The 25,474-nt window shown below is 44.3% G+C and carries 29 protein-coding genes; all 29 read right to left on the bottom strand.

Annotated elements, in window-relative coordinates; all coding sequences use genetic code 11:
• Nucleotides 1–1,102, bottom strand: a 1,102-nt coding sequence (locus tag J3U75_RS07570) for a phage tail protein (RefSeq protein ID WP_267391327.1), incomplete at its 3' end; no start/stop codon positions are given.
• A gap of 2 nt (nt 1,103–1,104) precedes the next feature.
• Entirely contained in the window at nt 1,105–1,683 is a 579-nt protein-coding gene (locus J3U75_RS07575; RefSeq protein ID WP_267391328.1) for a putative phage tail protein, read from the bottom strand.
• Nucleotides 1,671–2,768, bottom strand: a complete 1,098-nt coding sequence (locus J3U75_RS07580) for a baseplate J/gp47 family protein (RefSeq protein WP_267391329.1) — start codon at nt 2,766–2,768, stop codon at nt 1,671–1,673. The genes J3U75_RS07575 and J3U75_RS07580 overlap by 13 nt, the downstream gene beginning before the upstream one ends.
• Nucleotides 2,752–3,144, bottom strand: a complete 393-nt coding sequence (locus J3U75_RS07585) for a phage GP46 family protein (protein ID WP_267391330.1) — start codon at nt 3,142–3,144, stop codon at nt 2,752–2,754. The genes J3U75_RS07580 and J3U75_RS07585 overlap by 17 nt, the downstream gene beginning before the upstream one ends.
• Nucleotides 3,141–3,710, bottom strand: a complete 570-nt coding sequence (locus J3U75_RS07590) for a phage baseplate assembly protein V (RefSeq protein WP_267391331.1) — start codon at nt 3,708–3,710, stop codon at nt 3,141–3,143. The genes J3U75_RS07585 and J3U75_RS07590 overlap by 4 nt, the downstream gene beginning before the upstream one ends.
• Nucleotides 3,711–3,719: 9 nt before the next feature.
• On the bottom strand, nt 3,720–4,832 hold the full coding sequence (locus J3U75_RS07595) for a phage baseplate assembly protein (protein WP_267391333.1): 1,113 nt from the start codon (nt 4,830–4,832) through the stop codon (nt 3,720–3,722).
• A complete protein-coding gene (locus J3U75_RS07600) occupies nt 4,822–6,057 on the bottom strand; it encodes a DNA circularization protein (RefSeq protein WP_267391334.1) in 1,236 nt (411 codons plus the stop codon). Before J3U75_RS07600 ends, J3U75_RS07595 begins: the two co-directional genes overlap by 11 nt.
• Before the next feature lie 2 nt (nt 6,058–6,059).
• The gene (locus J3U75_RS07605; protein ID WP_267391336.1) at nt 6,060–8,246 is read right to left on the bottom strand and encodes a phage tail tape measure protein; all 2,187 of its coding nucleotides are present in this window, start codon (nt 8,244–8,246) and stop codon (nt 6,060–6,062) included.
• Between the two features lie 124 nt (nt 8,247–8,370).
• Nucleotides 8,371–8,676 carry a phage tail assembly protein gene (locus tag J3U75_RS07610; RefSeq protein WP_267391338.1) on the bottom strand — a complete coding sequence of 102 codons (306 nt, stop codon included), beginning with the start codon at nt 8,674–8,676 and terminating at the stop codon, nt 8,371–8,373.
• A 94-nt stretch (nt 8,677–8,770) separates the two neighbouring features.
• The gene (locus J3U75_RS07615; RefSeq protein ID WP_267391339.1) at nt 8,771–9,343 is read right to left on the bottom strand and encodes a hypothetical protein; all 573 of its coding nucleotides are present in this window, start codon (nt 9,341–9,343) and stop codon (nt 8,771–8,773) included.
• A gap of 106 nt (nt 9,344–9,449) precedes the next feature.
• Nucleotides 9,450–9,650, bottom strand: coding sequence for a hypothetical protein (locus tag J3U75_RS07620; RefSeq protein WP_267391340.1), 201 nt, complete (start codon nt 9,648–9,650; stop codon nt 9,450–9,452).
• Nucleotides 9,651–9,756: 106 nt separating this feature from the next.
• The gene (locus J3U75_RS07625) at nt 9,757–9,978 is read right to left on the bottom strand and encodes a hypothetical protein (protein ID WP_267391341.1); all 222 of its coding nucleotides are present in this window, start codon (nt 9,976–9,978) and stop codon (nt 9,757–9,759) included.
• Nucleotides 9,979–10,008: 30 nt separating this feature from the next.
• Nucleotides 10,009–10,230, bottom strand: a complete 222-nt coding sequence (locus J3U75_RS07630) for a hypothetical protein (protein ID WP_267391342.1) — start codon at nt 10,228–10,230, stop codon at nt 10,009–10,011.
• Nucleotides 10,227–10,445 (bottom strand): hypothetical protein, encoded by a 219-nt coding sequence (locus tag J3U75_RS07635; protein ID WP_267391343.1) that lies wholly within the window; start codon nt 10,443–10,445, stop codon nt 10,227–10,229. The genes J3U75_RS07630 and J3U75_RS07635 overlap by 4 nt, the downstream gene beginning before the upstream one ends.
• A gap of 11 nt (nt 10,446–10,456) precedes the next feature.
• Nucleotides 10,457–10,609, bottom strand: a complete 153-nt coding sequence (locus J3U75_RS07640; RefSeq protein WP_267391344.1) for a hypothetical protein — start codon at nt 10,607–10,609, stop codon at nt 10,457–10,459.
• Between the two features lie 490 nt (nt 10,610–11,099).
• Nucleotides 11,100–11,462: a phage tail tube protein gene (locus J3U75_RS07645; RefSeq protein ID WP_267391345.1), complete on the bottom strand. Its 363-nt coding sequence runs from the start codon at nt 11,460–11,462 to the stop codon at nt 11,100–11,102.
• 10 nt (nt 11,463–11,472) lie between these two features.
• Entirely contained in the window at nt 11,473–12,969 is a 1,497-nt protein-coding gene (locus tag J3U75_RS07650) for a phage tail sheath C-terminal domain-containing protein (protein ID WP_267391346.1), read from the bottom strand.
• On the bottom strand, nt 12,969–13,133 hold the full coding sequence (locus J3U75_RS07655; protein WP_267391347.1) for a DUF2635 domain-containing protein: 165 nt from the start codon (nt 13,131–13,133) through the stop codon (nt 12,969–12,971). The genes J3U75_RS07650 and J3U75_RS07655 overlap by 1 nt, the downstream gene beginning before the upstream one ends.
• Complete coding sequence (locus tag J3U75_RS07660) at nt 13,114–13,731, bottom strand: hypothetical protein (protein ID WP_267391348.1); 618 nt, start codon at nt 13,729–13,731, stop codon at nt 13,114–13,116. The genes J3U75_RS07655 and J3U75_RS07660 overlap by 20 nt, the downstream gene beginning before the upstream one ends.
• Nucleotides 13,731–14,165, bottom strand: coding sequence for a hypothetical protein (locus J3U75_RS07665; RefSeq protein ID WP_267391349.1), 435 nt, complete (start codon nt 14,163–14,165; stop codon nt 13,731–13,733). The genes J3U75_RS07660 and J3U75_RS07665 overlap by 1 nt, the downstream gene beginning before the upstream one ends.
• A gap of 44 nt (nt 14,166–14,209) precedes the next feature.
• Entirely contained in the window at nt 14,210–14,818 is a 609-nt protein-coding gene (locus J3U75_RS07670) for a hypothetical protein (RefSeq protein WP_267391350.1), read from the bottom strand.
• Entirely contained in the window at nt 14,808–15,200 is a 393-nt protein-coding gene (locus J3U75_RS07675; RefSeq protein WP_267391351.1) for a hypothetical protein, read from the bottom strand. The genes J3U75_RS07670 and J3U75_RS07675 overlap by 11 nt, the downstream gene beginning before the upstream one ends.
• Nucleotides 15,201–15,202: 2 nt before the next feature.
• Nucleotides 15,203–17,764: a phage protease gene (locus tag J3U75_RS07680; RefSeq protein ID WP_267391352.1), complete on the bottom strand. Its 2,562-nt coding sequence runs from the start codon at nt 17,762–17,764 to the stop codon at nt 15,203–15,205.
• A 113-nt stretch (nt 17,765–17,877) separates the two neighbouring features.
• Nucleotides 17,878–18,732 carry a hypothetical protein gene (locus tag J3U75_RS07685; protein ID WP_267391353.1) on the bottom strand — a complete coding sequence of 285 codons (855 nt, stop codon included), beginning with the start codon at nt 18,730–18,732 and terminating at the stop codon, nt 17,878–17,880.
• On the bottom strand, nt 18,725–20,062 hold the full coding sequence (locus J3U75_RS07690) for a portal protein (RefSeq protein ID WP_267391354.1): 1,338 nt from the start codon (nt 20,060–20,062) through the stop codon (nt 18,725–18,727). The genes J3U75_RS07685 and J3U75_RS07690 overlap by 8 nt, the downstream gene beginning before the upstream one ends.
• Nucleotides 20,062–21,708, bottom strand: a complete 1,647-nt coding sequence (locus tag J3U75_RS07695; protein ID WP_267391355.1) for a hypothetical protein — start codon at nt 21,706–21,708, stop codon at nt 20,062–20,064. The genes J3U75_RS07690 and J3U75_RS07695 overlap by 1 nt, the downstream gene beginning before the upstream one ends.
• A complete protein-coding gene (locus J3U75_RS07700; RefSeq protein WP_267391356.1) occupies nt 21,705–21,848 on the bottom strand; it encodes a hypothetical protein in 144 nt (47 codons plus the stop codon). Before J3U75_RS07700 ends, J3U75_RS07695 begins: the two co-directional genes overlap by 4 nt.
• Nucleotides 21,845–22,798 (bottom strand): hypothetical protein, encoded by a 954-nt coding sequence (locus tag J3U75_RS07705; RefSeq protein ID WP_267391357.1) that lies wholly within the window; start codon nt 22,796–22,798, stop codon nt 21,845–21,847. Before J3U75_RS07705 ends, J3U75_RS07700 begins: the two co-directional genes overlap by 4 nt.
• A gap of 381 nt (nt 22,799–23,179) precedes the next feature.
• Nucleotides 23,180–25,225 (bottom strand): OPT family oligopeptide transporter, encoded by a 2,046-nt coding sequence (locus J3U75_RS07710; protein WP_267391358.1) that lies wholly within the window; start codon nt 25,223–25,225, stop codon nt 23,180–23,182.
• Nucleotides 25,226–25,474: the final 249 nt, after the last annotated feature.

A 25,474-nucleotide genomic window follows, 5' to 3' on the forward strand; every position in this document is an offset into this window, starting at 1 on the left:
ATGCAACGTTACGCGGTCGTGATTCAGCACCGCCAACCCATTCAGTCCAAAATGCGTGAGTATGCTCACCGCTCCAGCTTGTAGTGAAGTTATGCGCATGGTTACCAGCCGCAGCGATTTCCCCGCCTGTATCGGCGAAAGATTTGGCCGCCTGCGAGCCGTTGCCACCACCAGTTTTGCCTACAGGGTGGGTATGCTGCCCGTCCCAATCGGTAGTACCAATATGATAGTGAGCTCCGCCAGAAGAGGTATTGCCGGTATGTTGATGCGATTTATTTTCACTATCCTGCCAAGATCCAAGTAGCCGGCCTTTATCCAATCCGCGACCATCGTCCCAGCAGCGGAAAAATTCACCTCTAAAATCCGGCAAATTAAATGTAGTATTACCGTCACCGGCTCCGTAACTCGTCCCTATTGCGGCAAAAAGATTTGCATAATCCTTTCTTGACACGGCTGCACCATTAGCTTTTAACCAGCCGGCAGGGGCTGAGGATTGAGTAAAATACTGAATAGCTCCAGCCGGAATAATGCTTATATCTTGGGTACCATCGAAAGGAAACCCACCAATTAGCCGGGAATCTTTAAGCTTTGTAGCACTATTTGCATTCCCAGATGTGTCCTGATTACCTGGTATGTTAACACCGGGTAAATCAATATCACTTTTGGCATTGAATGTCACACCACCGATTTTGCGCGCCGCAATCTGCGCTGCATAAAGTGCGGTTTTGGCTACCCCCTCTTTATCCAGTTTGCCGTCAAACAATGCTTTACCTTGCCGTGCTGACAAAGCTGCCAATGCATCATCTGAATCCAGACGATCAATAATCTTAGTTATGCCGGCAACCTTATCTGTGGCACTTGCAGGAACATTGGCTGCAATCAATTTCTTGATTGCAGCAATAACCTGATGGTTATTGTTAGTGTCAAGCGAATCACCCGATTGTTCAACAACCGCTGCTAGCTCTTCTTGAATACTGTCAAAAAAAGAAGCCCCGGGAATAGTAGCCAATACGCCTGTACTTGGATTACCAGATTGAAATCCATGTTTGCCCTGACCGAATTTATCTTTTTGAGCCCTGTTTTCTAATGGCACACGTTGCATAATTAATTATCCAAATAACGAAAAATTATAATTGAATATGCTGGTTTTTCTTTATCCAGTTCACATTCAATCATGGTATTACCCCAGATACCTAACGGTTCACTGCACTGACTCTGACACGTGAATGATGTAACTTCTGCGGTATCATGAACATTAACCGCCCATGTAAACAACCAATCACGTTCACTGAAAATAGGATCTGTACACAAAGAATCACAGGTATACAGCTTAAACCGCTCAATAGAGGCATTTTTCTGTCCCAATCGTGAAAGTATGCCTAAATATCGGGTACGCCTTATGCCTCCACGGTCAATGATTTGATTGTAAACAGCTGCACGCCTTTCAGCTATCGTTTGCAATCCCTTAGTACAGCGGCTTGGCAGCCCTAAACTACGTTCATATTCCTGCAAAATAATTTTGGCATGCCGAGGGTCGGTTTCACTGAATATCGCTTGTTCTAGTACAGCATAGCTCTCAAATTCTTTAGCTGTTTTATGTAGCAAGTCATGTACTTCTAGTGATTCAGGATTAAGAGCAATGCCTGGTGGCAACAACTGCTGCAGTGCTGTCAGGAAGTCCATTCAATCTTTCCCATCACCGGTAATACACCTACAGGCAGCCTGATATCCGTAGTCGGACTGAGTAATACATGATTGTATTCACCTGTAGCATTACTGATTGCCTGACGGATATGTGACAGCAGAATTACACCGCCCTGAGCCGGCAGAACCAGTTCGCCATATTCATCGTAAGCCACAGGCGTGACGTTGTTTTCAATTAAAACCGACAAAGCCTGTTGCACCGCGGTTCGCACTTCAGTAGTGTCCGGCTCAACTTTAATGGAAAAATTAATAGTATAAGGCTGAGGGGAAACAACATAAATTTCACCAAATGGCAGAGCTGTTCTTTCCAGGTGCTTCTGAACTTTGTCACATTCTTTTGCATCCGGATAAATCACAGTATCGTTATCCCTAACAAAGTACACTGTCACTGTCCCAGCACCAGACAGTTTAGGTGCAGCCCATGCCCTTGTGACTCCGCTGATTTCTTTTGCCCATCGTACCCAATCTGCTGTTTTTCCGCACTCACCACCCAATTTACGACTTTCAACCACGCGCTGACGCAATTCATCTATAGATTCAATATCTGTACCGCCTTCAATATTGATGACCGTAATCGTTGATTCAACTCCTTTAACAGGATTGGCCAAGTACAAAGCATCACCAGCCAAAGTGTTCCCGTTTTTCCCCGGTTCAAGTGCAATTAATTGCACAGTTGCAGTGCCATCAGTACCAATAATTTCCGTATTAATCACTGCAAATTGTTTACCGTCATTGCGATTAAGTAGAGTACCCGCCTCAATGACGCAACCTTCAGTACCCTTAACGGTTGCCGATCCTCGGGCTGCTACTGCTGGATTGCGGCTGTCCCCTTGCAACCATAAATCAACGTGCAGGTTTTCCAAAATATCGTCATCGCAGGTTTGAGGAAACAATTGCCTAGTACGCCAGTCAAGATGATCATGAATACCATATACGGCTGCTGCCAAAGCTCGGGAAAATGGCAGATAAAGAGTTCTGCGCAAAGCAGGACTACTGGTTGCTAGTGGCAGTTCCTGCTCAAGTCTTCGGTTTAATTCTGCTAAACTTTCACGGTCGTAAGGCATTTGCTACTTCCAAATTTATCGAATGATTATCAATTTTTACCAGTAGTCCAAGAACCGTTCTCTTCGGACTGTAAGCCATAACTGATACATTACTGGCCACACCGTCATCAACGATCCATGATAATGCCGCTTTAGCATAATCCTCAGCGATACGTAACGTTTCCGGTATGTCTTTACTGCGAATTAACTCCCACAGCCTGCTGCCCCATCGGTCCCGTTCGGTAAGGCCATCTGCCCACCAACCACGACCGACACTCCCGTCAGCTTCTACGCCACGAGCATCACAATACAGGCTCAATATCACAGCACCCAGTAATTCATCTTCATATAGATTAAACGGAATACCATATTGCAGATCCAGCACCACTTTTGTCATTTCACCGGTACTCCAGTGTTACTGCCACCCGGAGCCACGCCGGTATGAGTGTGAGTTTCCAGAACCACACCTTTGGAGGAAACCACTTCCCCATCAATCTTATCTGCTCCCAGACCTCCGCGGATATTTGAGCCACCTTGGGCTGAAATGCTTAATGCACCTTTGGCCTTCTGCTCAATCCCACCGGTAGCACTTAGTGATACATCCCCATCAGACTCTATCCGTAAACTTTTACATTTGAGGATTACATTACCGTCCTTATCCATTTTTAGCAGCTGGCCAAACTGTGCATACATGGCTGATTCACCACTTTGCAATGACGGCGAATAATCAGGATGCTCACATCCCACAACAATCATATGGTCACGGCTGCCTCCTACAGCCACCGCCACCACAGTTGAACCGGCTGGAGGATTACCAGAATGACCGAAATTCTGAACACGTTCGACTTCATCACGGGTTTCACCTTCAAGCAGATTAACCTGCATTTCCTGTAATCCCGCATATTTGACCAAATTCACCACACCTCTGGCCACCACAAGTCTGAGCTTTTGCAATGGATTCATAATTTAAAATTAAAAGTCCTCATCAATAGGTTGACGGCGTTTACGGCCGCGTCTGCCTTTACGCTTACGCTTACCTTTGCTTTTACGACCCTTATGTTTAGGTTTAGGATTTTGTGCAATCGTATCAAATGCATCTGGATTAGCTACATTAAGGCTGCAGACCGTTCCTTCATTCTCATTCTTGGAATAGGTAAGAGAGGCAATAATCATCTCTGCTGCGTTTTTGTGGATATGCGAGGAGTTAACAACCACCCTTAATCCTGGTATCCATAACGGTCCCATATCGCCGCCTTGCCGCCAGCTTTGAACCCGAATATTGGCGCGATCTGCTTTACCACGTCGTACTGTTACCTCATATTTGGCTCGTTCAGCCGGATCCTGTGTCTGGTCTTCTGCCAGCAATATCAATGGACGATAACGTTTAACCGTATTGTCTTTGGCTGACCCTCGGATATCATGTTTTCCATGCCGTCCTTGCCCCTTGATAATATATTCCGCAAATTGGTGAGTCTCATCCAGCTGCAGCTCTGCAGACAGAATATTTTCACCTTCAGTCAGCGCAGTCAGTGCCATCACTCTTCCGGGTAAATCGATAATCAGCCGTCCTGAACCGTCGGTCCACATCATCAGGGCTTTCATTCGCAATAATCGTGTAAGCGCATCCTGAACTGTTTCTCCATCCTCAAGCGAAAAACTATGCACTGGTTCAGTGGCTTTCCTGGCACCTCTTTGACCGATAACTACCGCAATACCAAAAGGCATACATAAATCGGTAGCTATCTGCTTAACTGTCCCGCTTCTCCATTGGCCTGAATTATGGATGGCAGAACTGTCTACCAAATCCGCTGTTTTATCTCGGCCATCAATATTAAACCACGTTTGATTTGCATCATAACCAGCATGCACACGATCCACATAACCAGTTACTACCGGCTCATCGTCAATCTTAACCACACACTGATCACCTGGTTTAATCGGATGGTCTTCAACCTGATCTGGCCAGTGTTCAGTCACTTTGAGTGAAAACCCTCCGCTCATCTGCTCGATGCCACGCTCGACAGTAATTTCCTTCCACCCACCATAAATCTGATTATTGACCAGCAATGTACAATTATTGGGCATTCCTGATAACCTCCACATTGCCTGTATGCACAAACAGCGGATGGTTAACATGATTGCGCGCAACAACATCATCATAGCCATCAATACGGCCGTTTACCTGATAAGCCAGCACAATGGCCGGCTGCACCGTTTTACTCGTTAGATAACAAGTATCACGTAGTAATGGCAGTCTTGCCTGAGCAGTCAATACAACCTGCGCTCGCACATCCTGCAAACTTTGAAAAACCTCACCATCACACAAAACCAGCTCATTATCCAGCAACGAAATCACCTCATCTCGAGCTGCCAAAATATCCGACTTACTTGCGTAATCTTCCGTTGCCACATCCAGAGCCTGACTCAGAATAAAATTGCGTCTAACAGCATCAGCAAGACAGGGCGGTAATGGTGGAATATCCCGTACATCCTGCTGCGCATAGGGATAAGACCACTGTGGACGACTTTGCTGTTGAGACGGCTGGCCGGATAATTCCTGCAAAGTGCGCTGACTTGGATCCACAGGGGGTGAGGCATGGAAACTGGAAGCAGTGGCCATCATTCTTCCAAGATCCAGTTTGGTTCCAAATGGTAATAACTGAATATGCGTAATCTGCTCAATTAGCCCGCTTATACGGTAATAAAGCTCCAAGGGCTTTGTCAGCATATGCCGGCCATTATCAATAATAGACTTAATTTCCGACAACGCCCGCTCAGCTGGCTCCAGGTATGATTCAAACGCTGCCAGCAATGAATCAATTCTACTGGCGGCCATGTCCAGCCAGCCCTTGATTTCATCCAGCCAATTTGCTAAAAAATCTAGTCCCAAAGCTTCAATGGCATCATCAATCATATTCTCCAGCTGGCCGGTCGCATCCTCCTGTGCATCCGGCTCCAGATTTTCACCCGCCTCCACAAAAGCAAGGTCGAACTCAAAGCGCCCACCATCACAGCGAGGATAATGGACACGCGCATGTTGCTCAGCCACAGTAACAAACTGAGAACCATAAAACGGATGAATCAGCGTTCCGCCACCTGGGCTTTCTAACGCCTCTACGAGGGCATCATGTGCTGCCTGATCCATTACAAAAGCAGCAAAGCGAAAACAGCGCGTATCGCGGCCTAAATCTTCCAGATAAGGTATATCGCGGAAAGGGTACTTATGCAGCACCATACGGCGCCCGTACTCTGCTTCTGATTCCTCAATATAGAATGGTACAGATTTAAATGACGCAGGACGTATGGCCATTGTTAGCCTCCGCCTATACCGGCTAGTCCAAGATTTAGCCGCGTATTTTTATTACTCTGAACATTAGTCTGAACACCAAAACCGGCTGGAGCCGTAATCTTAACGTTAATATTACCTTCAATCTTAGTATTACCGACACGAGCAACCAGTGCCTGTTCAATAGCCTGAGCTTTAGCCACCACTGCATCACCAGATTTACTGATTGCCTGAGCCGTCTGCCGTGGAACATCTCCACCCAGCCCCATAGCCGCTCGATTTTTATTTATTTCAGGGTTACCACCAGCTGCAGTCTTTGGCATACGTTGTTTGCGCGCATACTGCTGCTGCAGTTGAAACATTCGTGCACTTTCACCTTTATTCAGCTCCTCAGAGTGAAACAATGCACCCAATCCAAAACTTGAGCGAGCACCCAGCAACCCGAGCACTCCACGTCCTACGCCAGTCGCAGCCTTACCAGCTAACCTACCGGCACTCAATAGTGTTCTTCCCGCAAAACGCCCAGCACTCAAACTTGTATTACCGGCAAAGCGTCCTGTACTCAATACCGTCTTACCAACCAGACGACCGCCCTCTGTCACTGTCCTACCGGCAAAACGACCGGTAGCTTTAAGCATCCTAGTAAAAAAGTTACCTTTGGCCAAACCACCTTCTCTTACTGGGCCCGGCAATAATTTCAGAGGCTCTTTAACCAATTTCGCCGCTTTGGCCACTTTTTCTACAGCACTGGTTCCGCCTTTTGGCAGCTTACCGGCCAGCTTTGAAAACAAGCCGCCACCTATACCCGCAGCACCAACTGCAGCGGCACCATAGCCCATTCCAGTCATAGCCGTAGTCAATTTCGGGAAGGAGTTTGAAAACTCAATCAGTTTTTCTGAAGCAATGCCCAATCCATTATTAAAAGGCTCAAAAGCTGCCTGAGTCTTAATGTCCTTTTCATTCTTAAGCTGATTCACTTTGAAAGCGTTACTATCGGCAACCAAAGCAAAATTATCATCGCCAACACCTTGTGCGGCCATTACCTGTTGTCGGATATCGGCCATCTGTTTTCGCTGCGCTATCATAGCTGCCAATGCAGCCCCTGCCTGACGATCATTAACTACATCACCAATCACAGAGCTTTGTACAATATCCCCAATTTTATCCCACGTTTCTGCTGATTTATCGCCTCTTTTGACTGCTTTCTCGGCTTGAGCTTTTGCTTTTTGAAAACGTTTATCTTTGGCTACGATTTTATCAATCGTATCCATAAATACATCAAGAGTATCTTTTCCCTGTAATAAGCCGTTTTTGTATTCTTTAACTAAATTGATATCAAAATTTTTCCTAAATGCGCCGATTGTGTCTCTTGATTTTAATTTCTCTAATAGGTTAACTACATTATTACCAGCTATATCGGCTGTACCAGCGGATGTGCGTGCTACTTGATTTAATGCAATCAGATGCGCAAATCCCGCTTCACCACTTAGACCAACTTTTGCAGCTGATGATGTTTGTTCAGGAAGCATCTTGGCCATATCTTTAAGTTCATAACCACCAAGCTGACCACCTTTACCCGCAATTTCAAACAATCTGTCGATTTTTTTAGGCGAGACGCGCATGTTCTGAACACCAGCAAGAGCAATAGCTGCCATTTTTTCAGATTCTGCATCGAATGCAGTCGAATATTTCTGAACTACTGGCAGGGAAGCCATGGCATCTTTAGCATCCATAACACCAGAGGCAATAATCGTATCTAAAGCATTAGCAGAGCTTTCCCGATCTCCACCGTATTTGCGTACAGATGCATTAACAGCCGCCTCTAACTGTTTTGCTCCATCTTTACGTTGAGCAAATGACTCTCCCGCAAATGCTGTATTAGCCAAATGCCTCATACGTAATTCAAAATCCATTGTTTTATTGGCCGGATCTTTCAGCACCCATGCCGCAGCCATACCACCAGCCATTATCGTGCCGGCCTGACGCGCACGGTGAGCCTCTTTCTGAAGTGCCGACATCTGCTTATATGCGTCACGGGATTCCCGTCGCACGGTACGCAAGTCGTTTATCAGGCCGCGAAAATGGCCTCCCAGACCAGCTTTGCGTACCTTACTGTCCAGCGAATTGACTTCTTGAGCACTCTGCCGGAAAACCTTCGATAAACTGTCTGCATTCGCTGTAATTTTGACCAAAATATTTTGAATCTTGCTCACCAGTTGTCCTCAGTTTTCGTCAGTATGTTGATATAAGCATAAAACCGCGCTTCCGGAAGTTCTAGAATAGCGGTTTCAGACCAGCCGGTATGTTCTGCTAACAGCAAAATTGCCTTTAGCAGATTTAGTCTTTTTTTGTCTCTTCAGTTTCCTCATTTTCTAAGGTATTGAGGGCATCAAACAAAATCGCATAATCATTGATACTCAGTTCAGTAACCATTTTCTGAGTAACCACACCATCATAGCCATCTAAATTTTCTATACATACAGCAATCAATGCAGCCCTAAAGGCAATTTCTTTACCGTTTGCTGGGATTGTCTGTTCCGCTGCAATCAAGTCTGCCACCCGTGGTTGACGTAAAGTCAACGTTTTCAGCATCTGATCACCGATTTTGAATCCTTGTTTTAACTCAACCAATACACTTCTCATACGATCCACCACCAGATAAAAATTAAGGCAGCCTAATCTTAGGCTGCCCATAATCGACAAAAAAGGGGAGATTTATGCAAAACTGTTTGACATCTTATTCTGCGTTGTAAGCTTGGTAGGCCTCCTCATAACTCATATGCACCCGCTTTTTACATTTGTCCCTTGCCTCAATATATTTTTCCTTTTCTTCCCGTACTATCTGACGCATGCTTGATGTGTCCTCTCTTACCAAATCTCCCATAATACTGGCTAAGTGAGCCAATTTAGTCAAAGCAGTATCACAAGCAGTGTAAGGATCCATTACATCAGAATAAGGAAAATATGGCGAAAGAAAAGGAACCTTACTCTCAACTTCACTATAAGGTTTATTCATATACTCAGGTATATCATGTAGGGCATATTTCTTTAGAATATCGTACTCTTTCAACTCATACGCATCTAAAACAAACCGCTCATCAGCCATAATTTTTTTTAAGAGCTTAGTGGCAAAAGCCCTTGCCTCGGCTGGTTTAATATCATTATGCGGTAGCGAGGAAGAAGCATCTACTGGGACAAGTAAAGTTTCAGAGACGGCAGCCGATGATTGAGCATCTTGAGACGCATTCTTCACAATATTAGTGTCCGATTTCCAGCACCCAGCCAACAGCAGTAACACACTCAACCCCATCAGCCTGAATCTCATGCATTTTCCCTTAAAATAAAAATATTATATCCGGAAAAGCGAACTCATTAATAGCAAAAACGCACCCGAAGGTGCGTGTCATTACTGCAATTTACCCAACTTCCACACCTCCACAAACCACTCGCGATACCACCCAGTGATCGTCTGAGGTTTGCTGAATATTGAAACAGAATTTATCTCTATTGTATGGGGTCATGCGCTTTACAAATTCACAGGCTCGGGGAAGTGAATCAAATTCACGAAGCACCTGAGTAACAAGAGGTCCACAATGATAAAGAGAGCGAGTACTCATGATATTGCCTTTCGTGTTAGTCATAAAGACCTCTGTCATGCTGCTAAACATGAAAAGAGGCGGACGGACAGCAGGGTTAGCAGACCAGTAACACGAACTGGCAGGCCTAGGCCTCCCTACCATCGTCCACCATTGAAAGGCGACTGATAGTGTTTTGCAGATATAAAAATACCGCAGCGCACATCATGTGCATAGCGGCAATCTGCCATGTTATCCGAGCTGCTAAACCCGTGTGGCCTATTAAAACCACACCGATATTAAACAACAACTCTGGCGGCAAGTCAACTCCGTCATTAATAGCAAAAACGCACCCGAAGGTGCGTGTCATTACTAGAATTAGATCACAAACTTTAATTATCTAGACAGCAATATTTGCGTTATAAGCATCTATCGCTTTTTTCATCACATTCTCACACATGGACAACCTGAGAGAAAAAGTTTGCAGCAGCTGACTCATCTGCTCAATATCCATTTTTTCCGAATTGGTTACCGACAGTAGACAAAGAATACCGTCTAGTGCCTTGCGCGTGCCATACAGCATATCCAATGCATCATTTAAATCCGGCTTATTACTATTCATTGCACACCCCCCGAAATCACCCGAGATACCACCCAGCGGTTGGCTGCGGTTTGTTGAATATTAAAACAGTAGTTACCCTTACTGTATATAGATATTCGTCCAATAAAATCACTGGCTAGGGAAAGTGAATCAAATGTTCGGAGCGTCTGAGTGAGAAGAGGTGGGCGTTTGTACGCCGAGCGAATGCTCATGATATTGCCTTTCGTGTTAGTCATAAAGACCTCTGTCATGCTGCTAAACATGAAAAGAGGCGGACGTAAAGCAGGGTTAGCAGACCGGTACTCGAAACCGGCAGGCCGAAGCCTCCCCACCATCGTCCACCATTGAAAGGCAAACTGATAGTGTTTTGCAGATATAAAAACACCGCAGCGCACGTCATGTGCGTATAGCGGCCATCTGCCGAGTAATCCGAGCTGCTAAACCCGTGTGGCCTATTGAAACCACAACAATATTTAACAACAACCCTGAAGGCATGTCAATACCGTCAATTTAGGATTTAGGAGGCGGACAGACTGCAGGTTTGATAGACCGGAACTAGACACCGGCCGCCGAAGCCATCCCATTATCGTCCGCCATTAAAAGGCACATAGATATTATTTTACAGATTTACAGACAAAAAAAACCCCTGCATGGAGATAACAGGGGGGAGGTAGAAAAATATCAAGAAGACATAAACCAATCACCAAATATTTTCGGGAATTTTCAACATTTTATAATAAATTTGATTCTTTGACAATTTTACCGCCTGACATGCGTCGTTGAAAGCTGACTGATGAAATTCACAAAAAAAACCCTGCCAAGGGGCAGGCAGGGATAGGAAAAATCATAAGGGGAAATAAAAACTACCAAAATTCTACAAATCTAAGCATTTAACATAGCTCTGCAGGATTTCCTGCCATTTTAATATCAATAGAATTCTTCGACAACTCTACTGCTTCAATTGTGCCCGCATTACGAATGAGATACCGTTGTCCAGAGTCTGTTTCAAAAGTCAATGTCTGATTTCGCAAACGCTGCAGCATAGAAATATCAAGATCACCAGTATGTATCAACTTGAACTTCACACTACCTGGTTGAATTTCCTTATTATGTATGCCAACAAACCCCAATGTACTCATAGACGCTTCGCCTACCGGCCCGCCAACGGTCAAAGTAGCATCCGGCTCCGAATGCAAACGCTGCCCATTGATACTGATATAACATAGACCGGTAACAGCACCATTATTTGCCATAATTTATCCTTTACAGTCGATATTGAACGGCCGCAGCAAACGTTCGAAACTGATTTACAATATTCGGTGGCAAAACAGCATTAACACGATCCATATCAGTTTTACTGCGCACCACAATGCGATTTTTCTTAGACGTATCTACATCCTCCACAATGCCCATCTCTTCCAAATCACGTTCAATAGCTGTGATTTCATCGTTAATAGCATTGGGCGTGACAAACTTTTGTCCGGGCGCAATATTAGTGCCATTGTCTACCAGTTTGTGGCGGGGCCATTTCGCTGCAATACGTGCACGAACCACATAGCGGTAATAATCTACCGTCCATTTGGTTTCCAGACTCATCAGGCTACGGTCATCCAGTCCCAGCGCGTTTTTCTGATAATAAGTAACCACCCGTTCCAGCATCACAGTACCCTGAGTATCAATGGTAACTGTTGAAATACCGTCTTTTACCAGCAACGCCCGTTCACCATAGATAAAGCGATCCTTACTGCGTGGAGCCAATACACCAGGCACCGCTACTGACTTCAATGGCAAGGCTGGATCACTACTGCCGTACCACTCACATGTCAGCCCGAAAGCCGTAGCCAACTCAGGTACCCATGTTGGTGAATTTTTCAAACCCAGACAGCTGCCATGGGCGGAGTTGCGCTTGGCACCAAAAGTGCTCAGCTGAGCATGCGTACCACACATAGCTGAGAAAACATGACCCGTTTTCATATTCATGCCACCCCAGCGCGCCGCCATATCAGCATCAATTTGTTGCCAGTTCATATCATCGTTATACGGACAGATAATCGTGTAGAACTGTTCCTCACTCACCGCAGCCAACGCATCTGCAATTACAGGAGCACCACTGCCGCCACTCAGCTGGCCTTTACCATCACTGCCACCAGAAATATTGACTGTAATTCCGTTTGGCAAATAATCGCCATCGTAATACTGCCAAGCCACCTCTAGACCATTACCGATCTCGCCTTTATTTTTTGCTGTCAGCGTTACAACTGCATCCTTCAAAGTCGCAGTCACAGGTAAATCACAGTTCTGAGCCAGAACGGCCTGAATATGCTCAGCGATAGCTATAGCAGAATCACCACTGGTCACCGTAACTTGATGCTGAACCCCGCCTATATAAATATTCAGAACCCTGCTTTCCACTGCAGAACCACTCACTGCAATGGTAGCAGTGGCCGCTACACCAACATCATCAACTGCTATAGCGTAAACATCCATCATCCCCAGACTGTCAGACACTTTCTGCATGGCTTTGGCCATACAGTGAAGCATCGAACCTTGACCATATTTTGCACTGGCATCATCAGGATTTAGCAGGCGTTTCGGCACCAGGAGAGGCTCAGAAGTATTGTTCAGTTTTTGCCCGATTAGCAGCACCTTATGTTCCATTACTGCAGGGCTGGAAATCGCTGCACTAGGATCTATTTCAAGAAATACACCACCCAGTGGCGTATCCCCTGAAATAGTATCAAATGTAATATTATCAGCCATCATTTACCCTTTACAGGTTTAGTCTCAATTAAATCACCATCTAAAAGTCTACGGCGATAATAGGCTGTCAGTGGCAGCTGCTGCCCACCTTCCTCTACAAAGCCCATACCATTTTCCAATCTGACTTTCAGACCCTCACGTGGCTTAAGGTTTACCACTTCCATCATTCACTCCATATTCAATATTCACTTCAGCATCAGGCACACTGCTACTAAAATCATCATCTAGCCATTTTTCATGCTCTTTCCGCATCTCATGTGGTTCGATGTCTATCCGAGCGTTTACGCCCTTCATATCACTAACAATTACATTTGACGGATAGATATCTTCATCCAGCATATCTGAACTGGCCTCATTGAGAGGACCATAATTAATACGCAATACAAACCAGCCATAGGGCACTTTGCTCTGTGCAGAGAATTCAACAAACTCCAAATCAATATGCGGTAAACCGCCAGTATTACGTAGAAAGGCGCGAAGCCTTGAAAACAAAGCCAGTTCAGCCACTTCGACCAGCCCGCCTGTCTGTTCCTGCTCAGCTGCAGGCTCCACCTCAAGCTGGCCGGTTATCAGTACACGTAATGAGCTGGTCCAGTCATTCTGAACATTAATTCGTTCCATCAGAATGGTAATCACACCTGTCAGCAGCTCATCTCGTCTCAATTCAGTATGGTCAATAAGACTACGATTGACGATTACATCAGGCATGGCTTTTTCAATACCAGCCTTGAGGGCGTCAAGATGATATTGAAAACAGTTCATTATCCAAATACATCCTTCAGGCCATACACTACATAATTTTCAATAATGTCTTGAATTTTCGGTTCAGCACGAGCATAAGCTGACCACCAGAACGGATGAGGTTTTGTACCATGGCGATAGATGTGGAGTCGCAACTTATGAGCATCACCATCTATATCATCTGATCCGCGTATTCTGAGCCAGTCCTTCAAAGGAGCTAGAGGAGGAAAGTAACCAGGGTCAGTACCATTTTCTACATAATAGCCATAAGCCACATGAGGAAAAATATCGCGCTCATAAAAACTAGGCTTTTCGTAATAAATACTGTTCAGCAAGGTTGAAAGCACAATACTGTCATTTGCCCTGAGTCCTTCGCGCGCTTCCTCGACCATCGTCATAGATGCTCTGTTCAAACCTTGGCCAAGCCTGTTTTCCATCACTGCAGGTGCACGCAAAAAAGCCTCAACTACCTTTTTATGATCAATATCAAATTCAAACCTCATCGAACTACCCGCGCATTAAACTCGTCCGACAGCTTGATATACAGATACCCAGGGGTACCATTCATAGGCGTACTACTTATACCCTCACGCAACTGATATGCCTGAGTAGAATTTTTCATGGATATTTCTCGCATAGCCTCAACCTGAGCACGCAAAATCAGCAAACCTATTTCTTCATCGTTAAGAGAACATTCATCATCCGTCAGCACATGTGCTGCCGTATAAACTAGCTCGCCTCGTGAACCTATTACTCTTTCCTGTATCACTGTCGGAGCTGGTTCAGCAATCAGTAAACGTTCACCTTTATCATTTCTGCATACCCGCCAGTATGGCAGCGAACCGATATAATGATCATCCCATGGTCGCTGAAAAGATCTTGCATCCTTGCCCCAGTTGCATTTGTGAATGCGGATTAAATCCGTAGGACACGGATACAAACTATGTCCTGCCGCGATATTAAGCACAGTAACTTTTAACTGAGGGCGAATCTCTGACAATGCCTTCAGTGCAATATCAATATGCCGCTGAATAGCGGTATCATTGAATGCCCGCTTTGAATCAAGCAGGCTAGCACTGTATTGGGCTACAATCTCCTTACGCATCATGACTACCTAATGCTGATGTAGTACCTTCAATACCTTCTAACTGGTTAAGATTTGTACCGCCACCCTGTATATCGTTTGATATCTTAAGTATTCTTTCAGCAATCGGTCCAAGAATGCCTTTTCTGGCCAATCCAGACTGCTCCAGCTCCCCCAGCTTTTCAAGTTCTTCAAGACTCATTGTCTCAAGGGCTGGAAGCACTACCGCAACACTATTTTTCAGTAACTCGGCCAAAGGATCGGTTACCGTTTCCTGTTGTACATTTTCTGCATGTGCCTGCGGCAATAGCCGTTCATCTACATAACGTATTTCACTTGGTGGCACCATCACCGTTCCAACAAACATCACATGCGCCGAAGTATTATGAAACGCTACTAAAGCCATGATTACACCTTTCCGGCAAGATTCTGACTGCTATAGACAACAATTGAAACATAGCGATTGCGTGTAGGTTTCGGAGTATGTATAGCGTTGTATTCTTCACCATAAGCAACCTTTTTACCCAGAGGATGACCCTTGCCATTAAGTACCTCTATAAGCTCACCGGTAGAGAACGGTTTAACCACTGTATAAGAGGTTGTGCCGCGTTCACCCATAATAATCCGGCAATCACCCATATCGGTATTAGGCGCATTAGTACCGAACGCAGGAATGTCCTTAATTTGAGCTAGATCGCCATTTGCAGCCGTATCAGTACCATTACGTTTCAATGAAACAATAAATTGTTCAGCATTAGTAATCGTGTCGTTCAAAGTAGGACTCATCAGCATAAAATTCGGAGTCACATAACGTGTACTAGATAGAGTGGCCTTTTGAGAACCCACCTTTTGCAGTAGTTTATTTAAATGCTTCTCCATAGAGACGCCTTCAGGTGCATCTAAATCGAACTTAATCACATTGGTTGCATAGCTATAGCCGATTGTTGCTGAGGAAATACCTTGAGCAGGGTTGCCGGTCTGGTCTACCAGCTGTATTTCACCATAATTCAGATTAATCAAACGATAATAGATACCAGTTTGCTGGTCACCACTGCCATCAAAAGCAGGCGCAACCTTACCATTCACAGTAATAGTAATCGGATTTTCAGGAGCATTAATTGGGTCGCCTTGAAGATTTATTGCTTGAAAAGGTCGTACCACAGGCCATTGTGCAGTACGGAAAAGTCCCGTATTAGCATTTACACTTACTGATTCGCTGATAACATTACTTGCCAGATAGCTATCACATGCACGCTGGATCTCATTGATAATACGTAAAGCAATCAACTCCCGCATAATCCTAGCATTGGTTTCAATATTGCGGCCCAATGCATCCCAGTTGATCACCGAAGAACGCGTAAAATGCACAACCTCATTAGTAACACTGAGTGCTAACTTCATCTGTACCACATAAGCCATATCCATGTGCTGTTCAACACCGGCAAAAGGTACCGCACGGCCTTCAGATACTATTCCGGAATTAACAATCTCAGACATCTGACGTGTTTCGTACGGAATCTGCGTGGTTTGCTGTGCACTGAAATCAGTTCGCGTTTCTACCAGATTCAGCACGTTCAAATCAGACAACGACTCACGAATAACTTCACGCATTACCCCATACGGCAAATTGGTGTTTTGCATCATCGTGCCATTAGAGGCCAATGCTTTACTTTCATTCGACAGCTCAAGTGCAAAACAGCGGTCAAACTCAGACAAAACCTTTTCTACAAAAACATTGGGCTTTGCATCCAATCCAAGCCTATTAGCCACACTCGTTTTCTTAAGGTGATCATGGTAAATCTGACTTAACTGTCTAGTGCTGTTATCCGGAACACTAATATGCGGAAAACCCGAAACCTGATACCCCATATTTGATAAAGTTTTGGCCGCCATGAGATTATGTCCATGAGAAATCTGATGATTAGCCAATGTTTTAATCTGTTCTTCCGAAGCCCCATTCGGCAATAACTTTACAGCCTCATCAGACAGCTGCTTTTTTATATCCTCAGGTAAACCATCGGCCTTACAAATTATCTCACTCAGCAGTTTTTCTGCATCCTTACGCGCCTGTTTCTGTTCCGTTTCAGCCTTCTGTTTATCAGAAAGGATTTTATCAACCACATTCTGAACATCATTGATAGACAATGCATGAGCCTGACTTGTTAACGGATCACGCGACTGAGTATTATTCAGATTGGATAATACAGGCTGTTCTGACGTCGAAATAGATGGAGGAATCTGTGCCAGCGTTTTAGCAGCGTCTGTCAAAGCCTGCAAAATTTTGTCTCTATCTTCCGGTAGCGTATCCTTCGTAATAGAGAGGGTGGCCAGTTGTAAAATCTGTTCAATAACAGGTTCACCATATCCTGACTCAGACAGCTTTTTCTTTAACTTCTCAATAGCATCCATGTTCGCTTTCGCATCCTTTAAAATAGATTCAGCCAGCTCGGCCAATATAACCACATCACCGCCGGCCACACTCGACAGCGTAACAGGGTCTAAACTTTTGATAACCGGACGAACGGTGAGGCCTGCACCTAACAAAGTGGGGCCATGACTCGCACCAATTTCGTTATCTACCCAGTTATCAGCATATTCCGCAGATAAATAAGTAAACCCGCGTTTTTGCACAGCATCCAGACCAAAATCAGTCCATTCGACCAAAGCACGCAGGCGTGCTCCTTCAACACTTAATTGCAGAATTTTGGCAGCTGCACCGTCTTCAAACTTATGGCTCACATCCAGAAATACATCCTGACCGATAATTTTCTGGTCAAAATTACGTACCATAGACAAAAGCATATCGTGAGTAATTTCAAAAGTTCCATAACGAGGGTCAGAGAACTTTCCTTCTCGAGTAATCGTCACCCATGAAGTTTTTTTACCAGTCCCTGGCAATGTCGCCATAGAACAAACGACCCGATGAACGTTTTCAGTACTTTTTTCAGACAGTCTAATATGTGCAGACATAGATTTACCCTTTATCAATAATCTCAGAGTAACCAAACTAGTAAAGACAAAAAAGGGGATAAATTAGCAATAAAAAATACTCCCTATAAAGGGAGCATTTACATTTATTTCCACTAACCAGACGACTTAAGATTGTATACAGCCTCAACATAGCTGAAAGTATTAGGATGCGCAGGCCATGGACAAGCGTCAATCGGATAGACTCCAGGGCCCATATCATATAAATCAGCGGCAGCATGTGTATCGCAGATATCCTTACGCGGATGCCTCGGAGATAGTCTGAAGCGTAAACCCTTCGCTTCCGGATCTTCCCTCACCATCTGAATATAACGCATACCATGCGCACGGTTAATTTCAGTTCGTAACACTCGTTTAAACTTCATTACTGGCGAAGACTTATCACTCCTCACCAGTAAATCTCCTAACCGTTTTGCAATATCCCCGCCACCGGCTTCTTTAAGCGCAGCTATCAACTCATCTGACTGTGTCATAGCATGTCTTGTTGCTTTAAATGTATCCCAGCCCTGCTGTACAGCAACATCAACAACAGCCTTCATATCTTGCGCAGCACCAGCGTGAATCCGCCATAAACGTGCAGATAAATTTAATCCATCACGTAATGGAGAATTAACCAAATACTGAACCATCATGCTTTCAGCTTGTTCATTTACTGCAGTATGGGGAAAGGCCAGTCTTGCAAACACCACAGCTTTGAAAATACCCTTATAAAGTAAATCATTCTGAGTCGTTTCAAGCTGCTTCAGCTCATCATTAATAAATTGATGTATATCTGCTAGATCTGACAAGCCAATTTCATTAAAAGAACCAACATATTTAGCTATGCGGTCACCGGCGCGTTGATAATTAACATCACTGTTTTTCTCTAAGCTGGCTATCAACTGCCATGTTTTTTTTAAATCAGGTCGAGATGAAGGAGCTGCCGGAATATCGCTGGTTTCATCATCCATTGTTTATGCTCGTCGCGCTGTCACCCTTTCTTCCATTATTGGGTGTAATACTAATTTTAGGTTGGAAACTCTCTGGATACGGGTCATAGTTCTTTTCATCATTTTTACGCCGTGCTTCCACGTCTTCAGGGTTGTACCCCAACTCTTCCCACAGCATTGAATCAGGAACACCCAATGCCTTTAGTTTCAGCACACGATCAGTCGTCTGACTGAGTGATTCAGTCCGACGTTCAGCAAAAGTAATTTTAAAATTTTCAGCATCCGCATTAATACCTTTCAACAGTAACTGCAGCCGGAAACCCTGCTGATATCCCCATGCCAGCACATCTTGCAGCTGATCAACCTCATCAAAATAATCACGTTTCAAATCTTCAAGAATATCTCGTGAAAGCCCATCAGTGTAACCAGCCAGCCCTTTAGGCACAGGACTGCCGGAAAAAAACGAATCCAACAGATAAACCACATCATTAATTTCTCCCAGATTAACATCACCCTGAATAGCAGAGACAGAGCCCTTTTTATTCATATAAAAATCTGTTGCTATCTGGTCTTTATTAACTTCAACTTCATTTCTGTAGCGATCCAGCTCTTCTTGAGAAGCATTTTCCAGCACATGGACTAAACGCATAGGGCTCCTTGCACGGCGTCGAATAACAAGATCTGTATCCGTCATACGCAATTTGCGCCATATTTCTCGACTACCGTCCAAAAATGGCCGCCCCATACAGCTTAAATCATCAAAATTGTCCGGGTCATTGCGCACCAGCGTGAGCTGCCATAACGGGAAAACCGCCTGATTTCCGCCAGTACGGTAATCATGCTGAACATAAGCTGCCTGCACATCCTCAAATCGCCCATTCATTCCTACTTTCGGGTAAATTGTTTCACTAGGCATCCTGATACCAGCTATCACATTACAGTCTTCATCAAGAACCCACTGCAAAGGCAGATTACCTTCAATAACCAACCCCCGGGCATCTGACTTTAGCTTTTGCGCATTATTCAGTTGCAAACGATTAACAAATTGCCTCCATTCCTGCTGAACTCTTTCAGAGGGATCAGACTGAATAATGACCAATCCGCCCCGCGTAACATCCCGGGCAATACGGTTATGAATACGCTTTACCCGCCCATCTGTCCTGTCCATCATCCGGATATCATGCACTACAGCTCGTAACTCATAATCTATCATTGTCAACGCATATTCCAGACGCGACTGTTTCTCCGGAGTAGTCCTGCGGCCTAATTCTGAAGAATTTAAATGCTCTGCCTGTCCCACCACATTGGGTTTTCTGGCCAAAATATTTTTTAGACTTGTAAGAATACCCATCAATAACTTCCTAATAACTGATCACGTTTAAGATAACGAGTGGCCACAGCTGTTGGAACATAATTATCTGTTCCAGCTGTCACCAAAGCGAAAATACCAGCACAGGCAGCGTCAAAAAGGTCATCACCTAATTTTGGATTGGCCATTTTATAAGTGTTATATGCCGCATTTTTTGCAGGAGCAGATTTCACATTACCTAGCTGCCGGATGAACAGGGCAAAATCACTACTGTCTTCCCTAATATCATTCAGACAACTCGGTCCCCAGCGTGTATTGGCTTCATTTCTCGTTTTTAACGCATCAGAACCATCATCTACATAAGGAATTGCCGCTTGACCATTGTGAAATGCAGCCCTCAGCAGACTGGCCATATTATGTTTCGTCATCCCCTCAAAACGAATCGGTGCAAACGGCCATTGCGTCCACGTACTTGCTGTACTTTGCCCATCACCAATACTGCGTCGGTCAATATCAGTCAGCCCACGGTTAAACAACATATCATTCAAACTGGTAAGCATTCCCAAACCGTAGGCATCGCCCATAGCATAATCAGGACGAAAATATTGCCATAAACCTAACAAATCGCGTTGAACAACAGCATCATCCGTCCCAGCAGGCCAAGTCCTAACATATGGGAAGGTTACAAAGTTACCAATCTGCTCACAAACCACTATTGCCGACTTCGAAGCGTGAGCACTTTCACCATGACCAGAATGGTCATAACCAAAACTGAGCAAACCACGTTTTTTATAACGCCCACCAGGTAACGGGCTAGCTGCCTGTAAATTAGCAGACAAACCTACTGCCATCGCCCGCCTGATATATTTTTCCCAGATATGATTCTGAGCAGCTGCATTAATACATAAAAACTGCCGTATATATTCTGCCTCAGGCAACTGATTCTGCATCTCGTCCACAAACGCATCATTCAAAATGCCCAACTCTTTTCCAAGGTAAACATCCACCGTAGGTAAAATATGGTATCCACCAGAATCAATCAGCTGAGTCAGTACATCAGCACCTTTATACACTCCCGTAATCCGGATTTGTGGGTCAAACCTGATATTGCTATCAACGCCTAACCGTCGAGCTGAACCCAGCATCGGCAAGAATCTGGAAAACAGCCTGTCGGAAGGCATATCATCAATCTCCTCCAAACTACCAATACTCAGCCCATCACCATCAATCTGACTCATAATACCGTAACATATGGCCTTACTACCGTTATGAAACTGATATTGAGTATCACCCATTTGCCGACGGCCATTTTTATAGCCTATCCAGCCATTTAAAATCGGACTACGCCGGATAGCATCAAGGTGATACATCAAATTAGTCTGACTCTGTTGCAACCTTGGAGCAACAATACCTTCCTCTTGATAAGGTGTAGTGGCTAAATACTCCAGACAATACATTTCTTTTACAGCAGTTTTACCTGTTCGCCGGCATGAAAAATCAACCGTATTGCGCCTTGAATCCATCTGAACCATTTTCAATACCTGCATCGGGTCCAGATCGACATTATGGACATGCTTATGCCACAGCGCATGTGGCTTAATACCAGTTTCGGGATCTGACTGAGCATAGCGCATGATTTCCTTTTCAGCCCGATGCTGAATCTTAATTCTCTCTGCAAAGGTAGTCATAGTCGTTCAGCCAGTTCCGATTCAACCCTGTTAATCTCTTCCTGCCAAATACGCTCGCATTCTGTACAAGACCAGCCATACAACAACTGCTCTTCATCAGTCAGGGTTCTGCCACATCCACCACAGTGACTTTCCGTCATTTTTCCCCACCATTTTGCTTTCGATACTCAATAAGTACAGGATCCTGATCACGACGAGCATTAGCTTTTTCAGCCAAACTAGCCAAATTTTCCAATGCTTTCGCACTGCGCTGCTGATATTCCAACAGACTCTGTTGTGTAGATTCATTAACAGCCAGATTGCCCAGCTTCTCTTCTTCCTGTTCAATAACTTTAGGTGTCATACCCATATCAGACAAAGACAGCCCGTTTTTACTTAAAAAGTCCTGTAAACTTCGCAATAACGGATGAGCATGGACTTCATGAATAACCCGCATTTCACCTGTTGAATGATCTATATATTCCCCAATTACAACATTACCGTCTTTATCCAGTTTCCATGCAGGAGATCTGAGTGCAACTCCATCAGTAATAATGGTTTGTAAGACTTGCTGAACAATAGCTGTAATTGCCGCCTGTATCTCAGAATAGATTGGCGTTAAATGCTTCGGATCACGCTGTTCAAAAGCAGCATGATGCATCATGAATAACTGAGTCTGTTGCTGGCATGCTGGCTGCTGGCGACAAAAATTACGGTCAATATCACAGTTTCTACAAGCAGGGTATCCATCGGGTTTGCTGGGGAAATATCGGGCAACACGTGCATTCATACCATGCTTAAGCGCATTAAACCTTGTCCGTTTAGTTTCCTCCGGAGTGGGATGACCAGCTAAATTTTTACAGACGGCAGCTTTACCTGCAGCAGTAACTGGGCCAGTTGCCTTGGCCCAAGCCTTCATCAGATTTCGTTGATAATGAGCTTGCTCACACTCCTCATTACAAGTAGGACAAGGAGCGTAATATTTATACGGATGCCATTCACACTCAGGGTCATCAATAACTTTTGCTGGCGCGCATTCAAAATTACATTTACATTGCCGGCAGCGAAAAACTACTTTATCAAGAGCCTGTGATAAATCATGTTTACTCATATTTGGTATTTAACGGCCAAATATGAAGACAAACCAGAGGGATTTTAGGCAATAAAAAAAACCGCTTAAGCGGCTTTTTTCCAGAATTTAATAGGCAATTTAATTCGCATTATTTTGGTTCGTAGTAACGAGACGTCGGCGTGCCAAATTGCGAAGCTAAATTAATTGCTCAGATTATAAATCTGATTATTCAATTTTCTTTAAGTATTGGTCAAAATTTTATCAGTCCAATTATATTTATTTTTAATTATTGCATTCCTTAACTATTTTCTTTATGTTGTTGACTAGGATTATATCTTGGTCAGAGGCAGTCTAATTAAGCTACCGTAACAAAAAAACAGCGTTTTAACACGCTGTTTTTTTTTGTTAATTCTTTGATTTCTATTTTCTAATAATGCGTCTTATCAAGAAAATGATAGCGCAAGCAAAGAATACCAGTCCCAAGAGCTCACTCATTTTATCCCAGTTATGCAAATTCAGAGCCAGCGGCGCTTCTCCTTCACCTAACGCAATGGAAACCACAATTACCATGGCCATGACCACGCCAACAATACTTTCACCAACAATCAAGCCAGCTGCCAGTAAAGTTCCACGGCGGTCAGTGGCTTTTAGCTCACGCTGCTGTGTTTTAGGGTCGCTGTATCGATTTCTAATGTGACGCATACAGAAGTATGAAAGTACGGTGCCAATAAAAATGGGCATATTTACAGAAGCAGGCAGGTAAATGCCCATACCTACTGCCAATGGAGGCACACTCCAGCCCGGGCGCAGTTTTTTGAATACTAAATCCAGAAGGATAAGAAATATACCTAGGAAGACACCTATTTTAATATAGGTCCATTCCAGATTATGGGAGAAAATACCTTTGGCTATAGTAGTCATCAGCGTAGCCTGCGGCGCAGACAATGCCTGTGCTGCATCCATATTTGCTCTTGGCAACGCGCCAGTAAAGCCATAAGCGTTATATAGCAATTCCAGTACTGGCGAAATAACAATGGCACCAACAATACAGCCGATAATCAGGGCAACCTGTTGACGCCATGGAGTGGCGTGCACAAGATGGCCGGTTTTTAAATCCTGCAAATTGTCATTTGAAATAGTAGAAATAGCCATGACTACAGATGCTGTAAACAACGCCAGTGCGGTCATAAACTGGTTGCCACCTGCCATAGCAAAGATGCCACTTGACTGGCCAATTACCATGAATACTAAAGATATAATAACAATTGAAACAATTCCGATACTGGATATTGGGCTTGAAGAAGAACCAATCAGGCCGGCCATGTAGCCACTGGCCGCAGCCACAAGAAAACCAATAATAAATGCCATAATTGTGGCACAAGCTACCAGCGCACAGGCAAGTCCAACGGATATATGCACAGAGGAAATAAAACTATAAAAGGTGGCTGCCAGAATAATCAATGTAGCAAGCACAATAAGTAGCATGGTTTTGGGAGATAAATCCTGATTCACCCGTTCCTGTGTCTGTGCGCTATCTGAGCTTGAACTAAAAGCCTGAAAAGATAGTTTCATGCCTTCTAGCATCGGTTTGAACAGGGTGATTAAAGTCCAGATTGCTGCCACGGCGATTGCCCCAGCGCCAATATAACGAACTTTGGTAACCCACAAATTGATGGCAAAATCAATCATGCTTGCATGCTCAGGCATGGGTGTGGTGCTGGTAAAATACGGTACGGCTATGCCCCATGAGAAAAACATACCCAATAAGACGGCTATACCACCGGTAATTCCTACCAGCCAGCCGGCACCCAGTAGAGCAAGTGAGAATCCCATGGGTACCTGAAAAACTGCGCCCCCTACTTTAAACCAAGCGCTAGCGCTTTCGCTAATTATGCGTAATCCACTGACCAAAAAGCTGAATATACCTGATAGTATACCGCCGGTAACAATTTGTTTTACTCCACTTTGTGGTTCCTGAGCATCAGCATCGTTCTGCGGCTGATTGTGATCTCCGGCTTTGAGTATTTCGGCAGCAGCCAAGCCTTCTGGATAAGGTAAATCACTTTTAACAACCAGTACATGACGCAGGGGTACGGTAAAAATAACACCCAAAATACCACCAGCCACACATATTAAAGTGGTCTGCCAGAAGGGAAAGCCTTGCCAGTAGCCAATCATCAGCAGGCCGGGTAAGACAAAAATTATTGAAGACAATGTTCCGGCGGCTGAAGCCTGTGTTTGTACCATGTTGTTTTCAAGAATATTTGAGCCTTGAAAGCATTTGAGTACAGCCATGGATATCACGGCTGCTGGTATGGATGATGCAAATGTCAGGCCGACTTTTAGCCCCAGATATACATTAGATGCTGTAAAGATAACAGTGATGAGTGCACCTAAGATCATGCCGCGAATGGTTAATTCCCGGTATTGATCGACCGCCGATGAGGTGGTTGAGGGGTGTTGCATGTAATAACTCCATAAAGATGCGGACTGGAATAATAGCAATAATTCTGAAATTTCTGGATATTAATTTATTCTTTTACCGCCGCTATTTTGGACAAAAAGCTGCATTGTACAAACTGGTCTGTGTTTTTTCATTAGATTTTAAGAATCCAATGTAAATAATATTTATTTTATTTTTTATTAGGTTAATTAGGTTTAAATCAGCTGGTGATATTTCATTATTTATTGAAAACGTCTCTTTTCCAGCCGTTT

Source organism: Snodgrassella sp. B3088 (genome assembly GCF_026535815.1).
GTDB lineage: Bacteria > Pseudomonadota > Gammaproteobacteria > Burkholderiales > Neisseriaceae > Snodgrassella > Snodgrassella alvi_E.

Coding starts and splice junctions, on each gene's coding strand:
- J3U75_RS07575 (WP_267391328.1), bottom strand. CDS start 1,683: ATGGACTTCCTGACAGCACTGCAGCAGTTGTTGCCACCAGGCATTGCT.
- J3U75_RS07580 (WP_267391329.1), bottom strand. CDS start 2,768: ATGCCTTACGACCGTGAAAGTTTAGCAGAATTAAACCGAAGACTTGAG.
- J3U75_RS07585 (WP_267391330.1), bottom strand. CDS start 3,144: ATGACAAAAGTGGTGCTGGATCTGCAATATGGTATTCCGTTTAATCTA.
- J3U75_RS07590 (WP_267391331.1), bottom strand. CDS start 3,710: ATGAATCCATTGCAAAAGCTCAGACTTGTGGTGGCCAGAGGTGTGGTG.
- J3U75_RS07595 (WP_267391333.1), bottom strand. CDS start 4,832: ATGCCCAATAATTGTACATTGCTGGTCAATAATCAGATTTATGGTGGG.
- J3U75_RS07600 (WP_267391334.1), bottom strand. CDS start 6,057: ATGGCCATACGTCCTGCGTCATTTAAATCTGTACCATTCTATATTGAG.
- J3U75_RS07610 (WP_267391338.1), bottom strand. CDS start 8,676: ATGAGAAGTGTATTGGTTGAGTTAAAACAAGGATTCAAAATCGGTGAT.
- J3U75_RS07615 (WP_267391339.1), bottom strand. CDS start 9,343: ATGGGGTTGAGTGTGTTACTGCTGTTGGCTGGGTGCTGGAAATCGGAC.
- J3U75_RS07620 (WP_267391340.1), bottom strand. CDS start 9,650: ATGAGTACTCGCTCTCTTTATCATTGTGGACCTCTTGTTACTCAGGTG.
- J3U75_RS07625 (WP_267391341.1), bottom strand. CDS start 9,978: ATGACACGCACCTTCGGGTGCGTTTTTGCTATTAATGACGGAGTTGAC.
- J3U75_RS07630 (WP_267391342.1), bottom strand. CDS start 10,230: ATGAATAGTAATAAGCCGGATTTAAATGATGCATTGGATATGCTGTAT.
- J3U75_RS07635 (WP_267391343.1), bottom strand. CDS start 10,445: ATGACTAACACGAAAGGCAATATCATGAGCATTCGCTCGGCGTACAAA.
- J3U75_RS07640 (WP_267391344.1), bottom strand. CDS start 10,609: ATGACGTGCGCTGCGGTGTTTTTATATCTGCAAAACACTATCAGTTTG.
- J3U75_RS07645 (WP_267391345.1), bottom strand. CDS start 11,462: ATGGCAAATAATGGTGCTGTTACCGGTCTATGTTATATCAGTATCAAT.
- J3U75_RS07650 (WP_267391346.1), bottom strand. CDS start 12,969: ATGGCTGATAATATTACATTTGATACTATTTCAGGGGATACGCCACTG.
- J3U75_RS07655 (WP_267391347.1), bottom strand. CDS start 13,133: ATGGAAGTGGTAAACCTTAAGCCACGTGAGGGTCTGAAAGTCAGATTG.
- J3U75_RS07660 (WP_267391348.1), bottom strand. CDS start 13,731: ATGAACTGTTTTCAATATCATCTTGACGCCCTCAAGGCTGGTATTGAA.
- J3U75_RS07670 (WP_267391350.1), bottom strand. CDS start 14,818: ATGATGCGTAAGGAGATTGTAGCCCAATACAGTGCTAGCCTGCTTGAT.
- J3U75_RS07675 (WP_267391351.1), bottom strand. CDS start 15,200: ATGGCTTTAGTAGCGTTTCATAATACTTCGGCGCATGTGATGTTTGTT.
- J3U75_RS07680 (WP_267391352.1), bottom strand. CDS start 17,764: ATGTCTGCACATATTAGACTGTCTGAAAAAAGTACTGAAAACGTTCAT.
- J3U75_RS07685 (WP_267391353.1), bottom strand. CDS start 18,732: ATGGATGATGAAACCAGCGATATTCCGGCAGCTCCTTCATCTCGACCT.
- J3U75_RS07690 (WP_267391354.1), bottom strand. CDS start 20,062: ATGGGTATTCTTACAAGTCTAAAAAATATTTTGGCCAGAAAACCCAAT.
- J3U75_RS07695 (WP_267391355.1), bottom strand. CDS start 21,708: ATGACTACCTTTGCAGAGAGAATTAAGATTCAGCATCGGGCTGAAAAG.
- J3U75_RS07700 (WP_267391356.1), bottom strand. CDS start 21,848: ATGACGGAAAGTCACTGTGGTGGATGTGGCAGAACCCTGACTGATGAA.
- J3U75_RS07705 (WP_267391357.1), bottom strand. CDS start 22,798: ATGAGTAAACATGATTTATCACAGGCTCTTGATAAAGTAGTTTTTCGC.
- J3U75_RS07710 (WP_267391358.1), bottom strand. CDS start 25,225: ATGCAACACCCCTCAACCACCTCATCGGCGGTCGATCAATACCGGGAA.